Annotated in this window: 9 protein-coding genes; 8 read left to right on the top strand and 1 reads right to left on the bottom strand. The window is 60.3% G+C overall.

Features of this window, described 5'->3' with window-relative positions:
• Positions 1 to 69 precede the first annotated feature (69 nt).
• Positions 70 to 1,782, top strand: coding sequence for a monovalent cation:proton antiporter-2 (CPA2) family protein (locus tag FBY02_RS11355; RefSeq protein WP_144927361.1), 1,713 nt, complete (start codon positions 70 to 72; stop codon positions 1,780 to 1,782).
• Positions 1,783 to 1,786: 4 nt separating this feature from the next.
• Here the strand turns inward: FBY02_RS11355 and FBY02_RS11350 are convergent, their stop codons facing one another.
• Positions 1,787 to 2,995 (bottom strand): ammonium transporter, encoded by a 1,209-nt coding sequence (locus FBY02_RS11350; protein WP_144927357.1) that lies wholly within the window; start codon positions 2,993 to 2,995, stop codon positions 1,787 to 1,789.
• A 350-nt stretch (positions 2,996 to 3,345) separates the two neighbouring features.
• Between FBY02_RS11350 and FBY02_RS11345 the strand changes: the two genes are divergently transcribed.
• The 7 genes from FBY02_RS11345 (at position 3,346) to FBY02_RS11315 (ending at position 13,661) form a co-directional block, all read left to right on the top strand.
• A complete protein-coding gene (locus tag FBY02_RS11345; RefSeq protein WP_144927354.1) occupies positions 3,346 to 3,660 on the top strand; it encodes a YqjD family protein in 315 nt (104 codons plus the stop codon).
• Between the two features lies 1 nt (position 3,661).
• Positions 3,662 to 4,051, top strand: a complete 390-nt coding sequence (locus FBY02_RS11340) for a phage holin family protein (RefSeq protein WP_047701522.1) — start codon at positions 3,662 to 3,664, stop codon at positions 4,049 to 4,051.
• Entirely contained in the window at positions 4,048 to 4,383 is a 336-nt protein-coding gene (locus FBY02_RS11335) for a hypothetical protein (RefSeq protein WP_144927351.1), read from the top strand. Before FBY02_RS11340 ends, FBY02_RS11335 begins: the two co-directional genes overlap by 4 nt.
• Before the next feature lie 224 nt (positions 4,384 to 4,607).
• The gene (locus FBY02_RS11330) at positions 4,608 to 5,936 is read left to right on the top strand and encodes a deoxyguanosinetriphosphate triphosphohydrolase (RefSeq protein WP_144927348.1); all 1,329 of its coding nucleotides are present in this window, start codon (positions 4,608 to 4,610) and stop codon (positions 5,934 to 5,936) included.
• 373 nt (positions 5,937 to 6,309) lie between these two features.
• Positions 6,310 to 6,936, top strand: a complete 627-nt coding sequence (locus FBY02_RS11325) for a response regulator transcription factor (protein WP_041020693.1) — start codon at positions 6,310 to 6,312, stop codon at positions 6,934 to 6,936.
• A gap of 23 nt (positions 6,937 to 6,959) precedes the next feature.
• Complete coding sequence (locus tag FBY02_RS11320) at positions 6,960 to 10,568, top strand: transporter substrate-binding domain-containing protein (protein WP_371921413.1); 3,609 nt, start codon at positions 6,960 to 6,962, stop codon at positions 10,566 to 10,568.
• Between the two features lie 141 nt (positions 10,569 to 10,709).
• Positions 10,710 to 13,661 (top strand): HD domain-containing phosphohydrolase, encoded by a 2,952-nt coding sequence (locus FBY02_RS11315; protein WP_144927342.1) that lies wholly within the window; start codon positions 10,710 to 10,712, stop codon positions 13,659 to 13,661.
• Positions 13,662 to 13,721: the final 60 nt, after the last annotated feature.

Here is a 13,721-nt window from a genome sequence, read left to right as displayed (position 1 = left end):
GCCTTTTCGACAACCCTGATCAGCTTTCCCCTTCTACGCTGTGTACCAGACCTTGAAACGGAGTGTCCCTTGTTTGCCAACCTGCTGATCATTCTCGCCTCGTCATTGGTGGTCATCGCACTGTTCCGACGACTGCGCCTGCCGCCGGTGCTGGGCTACCTGTGCGTCGGGTTGGCCATAGGCCCCACCGCCCTGGATTGGGTGAATGACAGCGATGAATTACCGGACCTGGCCGAGCTCGGTGTGGTGTTCCTGTTGTTTTCGTTGGGGCTGGAATTCTCCCTGTCCAGGATGCTCGAGCTGCGCCGTGTGGTGTTCGGCCTCGGCAGCCTCCAGGTGCTGTGTTCGGGAGCGCTTCTGGGTGTGTTGCTGACGCTCTGCGGCGCGCCGGTATTGGCCGCGTTGCTGCTCGGCGCCGGGCTGGCGTTGTCGTCGACGGCCATCGTCAGCAAGGAGTTGACCAGCCTTGGGGAAATCTTCAGCAGCCATGGCCAGAACGCCATCGGCGTGCTGCTGTTCCAGGATGTTGTCGCGGTGCTGTTGCTGACCCTGGTGCCGGTGTTCGCTGGCAGCAGTTCACAGGCGTGGTATTGGGCCTTGCCCCTGACGTTGGGCAAGACCCTGGTCCTGTTCGGCGGCTTGCTGCTGGCCAGCCGCCTGCTGCTGCCACGCCTGTTCCATGAAGTCGCCGCGTCCCGCTCCGCTGAGCTGTTCGTGCTGCTGGCCTTGGTGATTGTGTTGCTGACGGCATGGCTGACCCACCTGCTTGGTCTCTCGCCGGCCCTGGGGGCCTTTCTGGCGGGCATGCTGCTGGGGGAAAGTCATTACCGGCACCAGATCGAAGCCGATATCCGTCCGTTCCGCGACATTCTGCTGGGGTTGTTCTTCGTCAGCATCGGCATGCTGATCGATCTGCGGCTGTTCGTCGATGACGGCTTGTTGATACTTGGGCTGACCCTGGGATTGATGCTCATCAAGGGCAGCGTGGTTGTCGTCCTGGTGAAATGGCGCGGCAGCGACGTTGAGACCGCCTGGCGCAGCGGCCTGGCCCTGGCCCAGGGCGGCGAGTTCTGTTTCGCCCTGATGGCGCTGATGCAACAGAACCGCCTCATGCCCGCCGACATCGGTGGCCTGCTGCTGGCAGCGACGTTCTGTTCGATGCTGCTCACACCACTCTTGCTACGAGCCGCGCCGAACATCGCCGCCCGCCTGCACCGCAAGCCCAACGAAGAGGCGCAACTGGACCAGATCAACGCGCTGAACGCAGGCCTCTCGGATCACGTCGTCATTTGTGGGTACGGACGCGTCGGCCAGTCCATCGGACGATTTCTGCGCCGGGAAGGCCAGGCTTTCGTTGCCCTGGATGATGACCCGGTCATCATCCAGGAAGCCACCGTCGGGGAAAGCAGCGTGCATTACGGAGATTCGAGACGAGGAGACCTGCTGGCTGCCGTGGGGCTGAGCCGCGCCCGATTGCTGGTGATCGCGGTCGACAAGACGGACATCGCCCTGACCGTGCTCAGGGCAGCCCGGCGGGTCAACCCGCAGGTACCGATCCTGGTACGCACTCGCGACGACAGCCAACTGGCCGAATTGCAGGCCGCCGGGGCCGACGAAGTGGTCCCGGAATTGCTGGAGTCGAGCCTGATGCTGGCCTCCCACGCCCTGATCATGCTTGGGCTGCCGGAACAGCGGGTCCGACAGCATGTGGATCAGGTCCGTCACGATCGCTACCGACTGCTGCACGGTTTTTATCCCGGCAATCAGGACAAGGAAACATGACGACTCAGTCCTGGCTGACCGCACCGATCTTGTGAATCGACAAGTCAGCGCCGTAATACTCTTGCTCCTGGGTCAGGCGCAGCCCAAGCAGCGCCTTGATCACGCCGTAGACCGCGAACCCGCCGGCCAGTGCGATAACGACGCCCAGTGCAGTACCGAGCAGTTGGCTGACCAGGCTGACGCCACCCAGACCACCCAGGAAGTCCTGGCCAAAAATGCCACAGGCAATGCCACCCCAGACGCCGCACAACCCATGCAAAGGCCAGACACCGAGTACATCGTCGATCTTCCACTTGCCCTGGGCCGCGGTGAAGCACCAGACAAACAAGGCGCCCGCAATGGCCCCGGTCGCCAGCGCGCCTACCGGATGCATCAGATCGGAACCGGCACAGACCGCCACCAGCCCGGCCAGCGGACCGTTGTGCAGGAAGCCGGGGTCGTTGCGCCCAACGATCAATGCCGCCACGGTACCACCGACCATGGCCATCAACGAATTGACCGCCACCAATCCGCTCACCCCTGGCAGGGTCTGGGCGCTCATCACGTTGAAACCGAACCAGCCGACAATCAGGATCCACGAACCCAAGGCCAGGAATGGAATGCTCGACGGCGCGAACGCCACCAGGCGCCCCTCCCGGTAACGGCCGTTACGAGGACCGAGCAGCAGCACCGCCGCCAGCGCCAGCCAGCCGCCCATGGCATGCACCACCACGGAACCGGCAAAGTCATGGAAACCGGCACCGAAGCGGCCCTGCAACCAGGCTTGCAGGCCGAAATTGCCATTCCAGACCACACCTTCGAAGAAGGGATACACGAAGGCCACGATCAACACCGTGGCGCACAGCTGCGGTGCGAAGCGGGCACGTTCGGCGATACCGCCGGAGATGATTGCCGGAATGGCGGCGGCAAATGTCAGCAGGAAAAAGAACTTCACCAGGCTGTAGCCGTGATCGGTGCTCAACACGGCGGCCGGTTGCAGGAACGTCACGCCGTAGGAAATCCAGTAGCCTATGAAGAAATAGGCCAGGGTCGAGACGGCAAAATCGCTGAGGATTTTCGACAGTGCGTTGACCTGGTTTTTCAGCCGAACGGTTCCAACTTCCAGGAACGCAAAGCCGGCATGCATGGCCAGGACCATGACCGCACCTAGCAGGATGAACAGGGTGTTGGAGCTGTGGACCAGACTGTCCACGGCGCTTTGCATATTTTCCATGGTGTTGGCAGACCTGAAAAAAATTGAAAGAAGCACCAAAGCGGTTCGCTCGACTTGTCAGCGCACCAAGTTGAAACCGCTCGCCTGCCAGTCAGAGGCTGACGAACCGCTTTGGTGCGTTGAAAAATGGCGAGGCGATGTTCCGTTGCGAGGTGCTTCGCGGGTTTTGATTATTTGGGTTAAGGTTTTACGGGCTGCGCCCAGCTTCAGCGCAGCGGCGCGGGCAACGCACCAGTACATGGCAGAACCTTGGGCCAAAACCGAGCAAAAGTTGTACCAGGCACTTTCACTGAACCTTCCGACAAGGCTCATACTCGAACGCTTCAGACGTCATTTACGGAGATTCACCCATGGCCAGACCCCAGGCAAAGACTGCTCAAGAAATCCTGATGGAAGACTTTCAGACGCTGGTCAGCGACACCGAACGGCTGCTGGACCATACCGCGACGCTGGCGGGCGACCAGGCCGATGAGCTGCGCAGCCAGATCCACGAAACGCTGCTGCGCGCCCGCGACACCCTCAAACTGACCGAAGACTCCATGCGTGAACGTGGCCAGGCTGCGGTCATCGCCACCGAGCAATACGTACAAGCCAATCCCTGGCAGTCCGTTGGCATCGCTGCTGGCGTGGGCTTTCTGATCGGCCTGCTGGCGACACGGCGCTGATATGGATATCAACGACTCCGGCGCGTCCGAATCGGGCACAACTTCTTCAGCCCGCCGCCTGGGCGCGGCGTTTCTCGGGCTGTTGCACAGCCACGTCGAACTGTTCGGCATGGAACTGCAGGAGCAGAAAGCCCGGACTGTCAGCCTGCTGCTGTTCGCCGGCCTGGCCCTGGTCTTTGCCTTGCTGCTCCTGGTAGGCCTCTCGACCCTGGTGCTGATCCTGGTATGGGACACCTATCGACTCGCGGGCATCATCGGCCTGTGCCTGTTCTATCTGTTGGCGGCATTGTTCTGTGGCCTTCGACTCCGGGCCGCGATCTACGATGAATCGACCCCCTTCCATGCCACACTCGAAGAACTGACCAACGACCGGGAGCGTCTGTTGCCATGAGCCTGCCCGACATTCCTCAAGCCCGCACCCGGCAGGAAATGCGCAAAGCGCTGGTACGCCTGCGCATGGAAATGCATCGCCAGGAAATCCGCCAGGAAACGCGCCAGCTGCTGCACCCCCTGCAACGGGTGCGTGGCCTTGGGCAGAGCTGGCATGAAGGCTTCGGCATCAAGCATGCGCCACTCTGGGGCATGGCAGCCGTGTCCTTGCTCGGTTTCATCGGTGGCAAGCGGACCCGCAGCGGACGCAGCAGTGGCCTGGTTCGCCTGATCCGGCTGGCAACGACGCTGGTGCCGCTGATCAAACTTGCCCGCAACGTACGCAAACCCTGACGGGCTTGCGGGACGCTTCACGAACCGGGAAGCTAGTGTCCTGTTTCGCAAATACGTTCTTTTTTGACGAGTGGCTGTTGTCGTCAGGCAAGGCGCAGCGACGAGTCATAGCCCGCTATGGCGAGGAGCGGCAACGCAGCATGACGGCAACAGACACCGTCAAAAAACACAGTATTTGTGATACAGGACACTAGAGCACCTCTACCTCAACGGAGCAACCGGCCTTGGACTGGCATACCCTGCTGACTCGCGAACGCCTCGGAAAACCTGTGCACAGCCCGGAAGAGCTGGGCCGCAGCCCTTTTCACAAGGACCATGACCGCATTATCTTTTCCGGAGCCTTCCGCCGCCTCGGACGCAAGACGCAGGTACACCCGGTTTCCAGCAACGACCACATCCACACGCGCCTGACCCATTCGCTGGAAGTCAGTTGCGTCGGTCGCTCCCTGGGGATGCGCGTAGGGGAAACCATCCGCAGCGCCCTGCCCGACTGGTGTGAGCCGAGCGATCTGGGGATGGTGGTGCAATCGGCCTGCCTGGCCCATGATATCGGCAACCCCCCCTTCGGTCATTCCGGCGAAGACGCTATCCGCTATTGGTTCCAGCAGGCAGCAGGTCGCGGCTGGCTCGACGCCATGAGCGAGGCCGAGCGCAGCGACTTTCTCAATTTCGAAGGCAACGCCCAGGGGTTCCGGGTCCTCACCCAGCTTGAATACCATCAATTCGATGGAGGCACCCGACTGACCTACGCCACCCTTGGCACCTACCTGAAATATCCGTGGACCGCCCGCCATGCCGACTCCCTGGGCTACAAGAAGCACAAGTTCGGCTGCTACCAGAGCGAGTTGCCATTGCTGGAACAGATTGCCCACAAGCTCGGCCTGCCCCAACTTGAAGATCAGCGCTGGGCACGGCATCCACTGGTGTACCTGATGGAGGCTGCCGATGACATTTGCTACGCACTGATCGACCTGGAAGATGGCGTGGAAATGGAGCTACTGGACTACTCCCAGGTGGAGTCGCTGCTCCTGGACCTGGTGGGCGATGATATTCCGGACACCTACCGCCAGCTCGGACCGCTGGATTCCCGGCGACGCAAACTGGCGATCCTGCGGGGCAAGGCCATCGAACACCTGACCAACGCCGCCGCCCGGGCGTTCGTCGAGCAACAGGAAGCGTTACTGGCCGGCACGCTGGCAGGTGATCTGGTGGAGCATATGCATGGCCCGGCAAAGCGTTGCGTGTTGAATGCCAAGGACATGGCACGCAAGAAGATATTCCAGGACAAGCGCAAGACCCTGAATGAAATCGGTGCATACACCACACTCGAAATCCTGCTCAACGGCTTCTGCGGTGCAGCCCTGGAACAGCATGGGGGCCGCTCACCCTCGTTCAAGAATCGTCGCATTCTCGACCTGTTGGGGAACAATGCACCCGACCCCAATGGTCCTTTGCATGCTGCGTTCCTGCGGATGATCGATTTCATCGCCGGGATGACCGACAGCTACGCCAGCGAAATGGCACAGGAGATGACCGGTCGTACTCGCCAGTGACATTTCCCCGGTGGGGCGAGCCTGTTCTTGATGGCGTCCGATCCGTTTGCCCTCGTGGCGACGGACGCCTCGCTTCGGAAGCCGGCCCCCCCACAACGGATTTGCAACGTAAGTTGCACAGTATTGACAACATACTTTCAACCTACCCGTAAGAGCAGGCGCTCTAATACAACGTCCTAATGGGTGGTCCGCTCATAAAACGCGCCCGTCTCATGCCCATTACCTACTAAAAACCTAATTACCTCGTAGTACCCCACTTCTTTTTTTGTAGGAAACTTCTGAAATTGAATATGTACACCCGTCTCCTCGTACGACCACAGCTGTAACTGGGCTAAGGTGCGCGCTTTATTTAAGCTCGCAAGGGACTTTATTCATGAACTCCGTTTTCATTGTCGACGATCATCCGGTCATTCGCCTCGCCGTTCGCATGCTCCTGGAGCACGAAGGTTATAAAGTCGTAGGAGAAACCGACAATGGCGTCGACGCGATGCAAATGGTGCGCGAATGCATGCCGGATCTGGTTATCCTGGACATCAGCATTCCCAAGCTGGACGGGCTGGAAATCCTCTCGCGCTTCAATGCCATGACCACCCCGCTCAAAACGCTGGTGCTCACGGCACAGTCACCGACGCTGTTCGGCATCCGGTGCATGCAGTCCGGAGCCTCCGGTTACGTTTGTAAACAGGAAGACCTCAGCGAACTTGTCAGCGCAATCAAGGCCGTATTATCCGGCTACAACTATTTTCCCAGTCAGGCTCTCAATCCGATGCGCCCTGACGACCCGCGCAGTATAGAGTTGGATCTCTTCAAGAACGTCAATGATCGGGAATTGATGGTACTGCAACTTTTTGCCCAGGGTCGCACCAACAAGGAAATAGCCAAAGGTATGTTTCTAAGCAATAAGACTGTCAGCACCTATAAGAAGCGGTTGATGCAGAAACTCAAGGTCAAGTCTCTGGTAGAACTGATTGAAATGGCGAAACGAAACGCATTGGTGTGAGAATAAACAGGATGTTCAGATGCATGAAAGGATGCCTCCTGCTATTGATGGCAGGGTTATATGCAGGATTACTCGCTGCGGCGCCGGATGCGCCCGAGCACTACATGCTTCTGGGTCGCTCGACCACGGCTCATCCCGAGGTCAGCCTGGATGAGGCCCAGCGTGACTGGTTGCGTGGCCGCAAGGCGTTGGTCCTGGGAACTTCCGCACCGGATTACCCGCCTTTCGATCTCTCTACCAGCGGACGCGACTACGAAGGCATGACCGCCGATTACGCCGGGCTCATCGCCGCCGCAACCGGCCTGCCGATGAAAGTCCTGCGATTCGAGTCCCGTGAGGCAGCCGTTGCCGCGCTCAAGCATGGACAAATCGACCTGCTGGGTAGCGCGAACGGTTTCGAAGCCCGCGACCCCGAGCTTGTCCTGTCGGCTCCTTATGCCGTGGACCAGCCCGTTCTCGTCACCCGAACCAATGAAAACCGATCCCTGAACGAGGATCTCGAGGGATTGCGGCTGAGTATGGTCTATCACTACCTGCCATTGCAGGACATCGAAAAACTTTACCCGAAGGCGCGCATCACCACCTACCCGTCCTATCAGAACGCCATAAATGCCGTTGCCTTCGGCCAGGCCGATGTATTTCTCGGCGATACCATCTCCACTCATTACATGATCAGCAAGGGATACCTGAGCAACATTCGCATGGCCAGCTTCGGCAAACATGAATCCTACGGATTCGGTTTTGCGCTACGACGTCACGACACCCGACTGCTGGAGATCATCAACGCGACGCTCAACCAGATCCCGATCGCCGAGCAAGCCGCGATTTCCAAACGCTGGAGTGCAGGTGCCGACCTTTATCTCACAGAACACAGGATACAACTGACCGATCGGGAGCGACGCTGGCTGAGCGGGCATCCGGTGGTTCGGGTAGCCGTGAACGAAACGTTCGCCCCGTTCACTTTTTTTGATTCGGACGGCGATTTCCGCGGGATCAGCGCCGATCTGCTGGAACTGATCCGGCTGCGTACAGGCCTGCGCCTGGAAATTCAGCACAAGCGCAACGACAGCGACGCGATCAACGCGCTCCTGAACGGTCAAGCCGATCTGATTGCGGCACTCGTACCCAGCAGCGAACGGCAGCAACAAGTGAAATTCAGCCGCCCCTATCTCGACAGCTCATTAGTCCTGCTGACTCGAAAGCAGTCCGACACGCCCGCCACACTCGACCAGTTCGGGACCAGGACTCTGGCGATTACCAAGGGCAACCCGCTCATCGAGTGGTTGCACAAACAGTATCCAGACATCAGGATCATCGAAGCCAACGACCCTTCGCACGCCATTGAACTGCTCGCCCAAGGCCAAGCCGACGGCAGCGTGAATGCCCTGGTCATGGCCAATTATTTTCTCTCGTCGCACTCGTTCCGGGACACCCTGCAAATCAGCAGCACCGTCGGCACCCAGCAGGCCCTGTTTTCCCTGGCCACAGCCAGGGGCGCGCCCGAGTTGAACACCATTCTCGACAAAGCCCTGACCAGCATCGACCCCGAGGAACTGGGCGTGATCAACAACCGCTGGCGAGGCTATGTCTCGGCATCGGAACACACCTGGCGCACTTATAACCGCCTGTTCTTCCAGGTCGTTGCGGGCGTCGGCCTGCTATTGCTGATCTCATTGGCCTGGAACGCCTACATGCAGAGGCAGATCCGCCAACGGCAAAGGGCCGAACTGGCGTTGAACGACCAGCTCGAGTTCATGCGCTCGTTGGTCAACGGCACCCCTCACCCCATCTACGTAAGGGATCGCAACGGCGTTCTGCAAAGCTGCAACGACAGTTACCTGGAAGTGTTCGATGTAAAACGCGAAGACGTCATCGGCAAGGACGTGATGTCCGGACCGGTGAGCAATGCCTTCGAAGCACAGGAGTACCAGGCGGACTATCAGCGCGTCATGGCCGAAGGCACCGCGTTGATCGTGGACCGGCCGTTGCTCATCGGGGACAGGAAACTGACGATCTATCACTGGATCCTGCCTTACCGAAACTCCGCCGCGCAGGTACAGGGCATCATCGGTGGCTGGATCGACATCAGTGAACGACGCCAGCTCTTCGATGAGCTGCGCGCCGCCAAGGAGCGGGCCGATGACGCAAACCGGGCCAAGAGCACCTTCCTGGCAACCATGAGCCATGAAATCCGCACCCCCATGAACGCGGTGATCGGAATGCTTGAATTGGCGTTGATGCACGCCGACAAGGGCCACGTGGATCGCTCGACAATCGCAGTGGCCTACGAGTCGGCCTCCGGCATGCTGGAGTTGATAGGCGACATCCTGGACATCGCCCGCATCGAATCGGGCCACCTGAGCCTGGCACCCGAGCGGGTCAATCTCAGGGCGATGCTGCAATCGGTCATACGGGTATTCGAAGGCGTGGCGCGCCAGAAGAATCTCGCGTTGTCATTGCAGTTCGAACCATCTGACGACAATCCGGATGTGCTGGTCGACCCCCTGCGGTTCAAACAGGTGCTGTCGAACCTGATCAGCAATGCGCTCAAATTCACCGAACAGGGCTGGGTAAAGGTCGAGGTCAGGCTGACTCGATCCGCCCGGGACGATACCCTGCACATGCAACTGCTGGTCAGCGACAGCGGTATCGGTATCAGCCCCAGCGACCTGCAACGTCTGTTCGAACCCTTTGCCCAAGCCGACAATGCCGGCCGGATGGCTCGAAAGGGTGCCGGGCTGGGGTTGGTGATCAGTCGCAACCTGTGCCGGATGATGGGTGGCAGCCTGGATTTGCACAGCCAGCCGGGCACCGGCACCCAGGTCCGGGTCTGCCTGAAGCTGACCCTCCTGCCTCCGGTAACGGCTTCCACACCTCCTGAACCGGCGATAGAAACCGCCACGGCCGCCCTGAACGTTCTGGTGGTTGACGATCATTCGGCCAATCGCTTGCTGATGTCGCAACAACTGGAATATCTCGGCCATCGCTACCAAGTCGCCCACGAGGGTGCCGAAGGGCTCAAGACCTGGCTTGAAGGGGACTTCGATCTGGTCATTGCCGATTGCAACATGCCCGTCATGAGCGGTTACGAACTGGCCGGGGCGATTCGCAAGCACGAGTCCGAACACCGATTGACACCCTGCGCCATTCTTGGATTCACCGCCAATGCACAACCTGAGGAAAAACAGCGCTGCCAGGCAGCGGGCATGGACGACTGCCTGTTCAAACCGATCAGCCTGAGCGCCCTCAGCCAATGGATGAAGGCCATCAAGCCCATCAGTCGCTCCAATGTCTTCAATGTACAGAACCTGCACGCGCTGACCGGCGGCAATCCCCTGTACACCCAGCGCCTGTTGGAAGAATTGCTCAACAGCAACAGATCGGATCGCCAGGTACTGCTCGACATCGCCCGGAGCGGGAACCAGCAGGCACTTACCGAAGCAGCACACAAGATAAAAGGTGCCGCTCGAATCGTGCAGTCGCCCTTGTTGATCCAGCGATGCGAGGCGCTGGAGCAGGCCTGCCATAAGGCGCAGGCACGCGACCTGATTGACGAATGCACCAGTGCCCTCGAACACGCCATGACCGAGCTGGAGCGGGTCCTGGAAACAGAGATCGCCAAGGCAAAATAAGCTGGTGTTTACTATGCTGTTGGCTCAGCAGCGCGCACCAGGGGCGTTCTCAATGGTGTACCCCTCCGCGCCTTGCGGCCCGCTTCAATACACAACGCGGTGCAAAACCATTGAGAACGCCTGCCCCCTGGAGTGACTGCAATGCCCAGCGCGCCGCGCCCGGAACAACGCCGGTTTCCTCTGCACGTCCACATCAGCGTGATGTTTACACTGCTTTTGCTGCTGACCGGTGTGGTGCTGGGGGTCTTCAACTACCGGCAGACGACGCAGATCATCCTGTCCAGCAGTGAAAAGCTGTTCAACCGGATCGAACAGGACGTGCGCCTGGACTTGTACGGCACCTACGAACCGATCCGCCATGTGCTGAGCCTGCTGGCCGACTATCCGGCAACACAGGCATCCAATCCCGACCAGCGCCTGGCCCTGCTCGGGCCCTTCAGCCAGGCGCTGCGGGACAACCCGAACCTGGCATCGTTGTACCTGGGCGATAGCAAGGGCGACTTCCTGATGGTCCGGCCGCTGCGCACCGCCGCACTGAAGAGCGCCCTGAAAGCGCCCGCCAACGCGTTTTATCAGGTCTGGACCGTGGAACGCGCAAACCCTGTGGGCCCGATCCGCTCCCAGTCATTGTTCTACGACCAGGCACTGGTGCTCATCAGCCGCCAGGACAACCCCGACGACACCTTCGATCCGCGCCACCGAAGCTGGTTTCGCAGCGCATTGGAGACGGCTGGCCAGATCACCACCGAACCCTACGTGTTCTTCTCCACCCACGACATCGGCACCACCCTCGCCCGGCGCAGCGGCGATCAGGCGGTCATCGGTGCCGACCTGACCCTGGCGGCCCTTTCGCAGACCCTTGCCAAGCACAAGGTTACCCCCGGCACCGAAATCGTACTGCTCGACCCACTTGGCAACGCAGTGGGCTACCCCGATAGCAACCGATTGCTGACAGACACCCGCTCGGCACGCCTGATCAAGGCCCGCGACCTTAATCCGGCTATCGCCGCCGTGCTGGACGCAAGCGCTGGTGCCTCGCGCCTGGAGGCGGCTGGACGTCGGTGGATCGTTTCCCGCAGCCATATGCAGGAAGGCGGCCCCCTGGGCCTGGAACTGGCGTTGCTGGTTCCGGAAGATGAACTGCTGGCCGATGCCTATCGCATGCGCTGGCAAGGCGCGCTGATTACCCTTGCGACCCTGCTGCTGTGTCTGCCTCTGGGCTGGTTGACCTCCAGGATCCTGGTCAAGCCTTTGGACGCGCTGGTGCAAGAGGCCGACGCCATTCGCAGCTTCGACTTCAATTACCCGATGTCCCGTCGCTCCCTGGTGCTGGAGGTCGATCAGTTGAGCCTGTCGATGGCCCGAATGAAAGAGACCCTGGCGAGCTTCTTCGAAATCACCGCCAGCCTGCGCGCCGAGACCCGCTTCGCACCGCTGCTGGAGCGGGTACTGTTCGAGACCGCGAATATCGGCCAGGCCCAGGCCGGCCTGATCTACCTGCGCGAGAACGACAGCGACCGGGTAAACCCCTATGGACTGGTGATCGAGCAGACCCCGCAGGACCTGGCCGCCTTCGACTTGCAAGGTCACGCCCTGGCCGGCAACGACAGCCCTCCCTGGCTTAAGCAACTGGCGGCATCGGATAACCTTGTCACTGCCCTGGGTTTCGAGCAGGCGGCAGACCTGCAGGGCGTCCTGCGGGCGCTGGACTCTCCGCGGGTTCATCTGATCGGCATCCACCTGCGCAACCGTCACCAGGAAACCGTGGGGATCCTGGTACTGCTGATCACCGACAGCGGCACCGAAGCCGACCTGGAGAAATTGCAACCCGACCGCATCGCGTTCCTGCAGGCCGTGTCCGGTGCCGCCACCGTGAGCATCGAAAGCCAGCACCTGCAGGCCAGACAGAAACAATTGCTGGACGCCTTCATTCAACTGCTGGCCGGTGCAATCGATGCCAAGAGCCCCTACACCGGTGGCCATTGCCAACGAGTACCGGCCCTGACGCTGATGCTCGCCCAAGCTGCCGCCAACAGCCAGGCGCCAGCGTTCGCGGGCTACCAACCAACGGCAGATGAGTGGGAAGCCTTGCACATCGCCGCCTGGCTGCATGATTGCGGAAAAGTCACCACTCCCGAGTTCGTGGTGGACAAAGCCACCAAACTGGAAACCCTGAACGACCGCATCCACGAAATCCGTACCCGCTTCGAAGTGCTGAAACGCGACGCCTGGATCGATTACTGGCAGGCCATGGCGATGGGCGGCGAGCCGTCTTCACTGGCGCAGTCACGGGATGCGACACTCGCCGGCCTCGACGATGACTTCGCCTTCGTCGCCCGCTGCAACCTGGGCTCCGAAGCCATGGCCGATGCCGATCTGCAACGCTTGCAACGCATTGCCCAACGCCAGTGGACCCGGACCCTGGATGATCGACTGGGGGTTTCCTGGGAGGAAAACCAGCGCCAGGCGCGCACGCCCAAGCCAACGTTGCCGGTGACGGAACCGTTGCTGGCCGACAGGCCCGAGCATCTGTTCGAGCGCCACGAAGCCGAAGTGATTCCGACAGACAACCCGTGGGGCTTCCAGCTGGACGTCCCGCAATGGAAATACAACCGTGGCGAACTCTACAACCTCAGCGTCAGGCGGGGCACGCTGACCCGTGAAGAGCGTTACGTCATCAATCACCACATGGTGCAAACGATCATGATGCTCAGCCAGTTGCCCTTCCCCAGCCATTTGGACAACGTGGCGGAAATCGCCGGCGGTCATCACGAAAAAATGGATGGCACCGGCTATCCCAAGCGGCTCAAGCGCGAGCAGATGAGCCTGCCGGCGCGCATGATGGCAATTGCAGACATTTTCGAAGCACTGACAGCAGCCGACCGCCCGTACAAGAAAGCCAAGAAACTGAGCGAAGCCCTGGGCATCATGGCCACCATGTGCCGTGAGGCCCACATCGACCCCGAGCTGTTCGGGCTGTTCATCGATGAACAGATCTACCTGGGCTATGCCAACCAGTTCCTCGATCCGGACCAGATTGATGACGTCGACACAGACAGTCTGTTGGCCCAGGCGGGATTGCGGTCATGCTGATCGCGCCACAATTCCCTGTGGGGGCGAGCCTGCTCGCGAATCGGTGACTCAGTTGAAGGC

It is taken from the genome of Pseudomonas sp. SJZ078 (assembly GCF_007828255.1).
Classification (GTDB): domain Bacteria; phylum Pseudomonadota; class Gammaproteobacteria; order Pseudomonadales; family Pseudomonadaceae; genus Aquipseudomonas.
The sequence above is the reverse complement of the archived record's forward strand: the minus strand, read 5'-3'. Positions and strand labels throughout refer to the sequence as shown.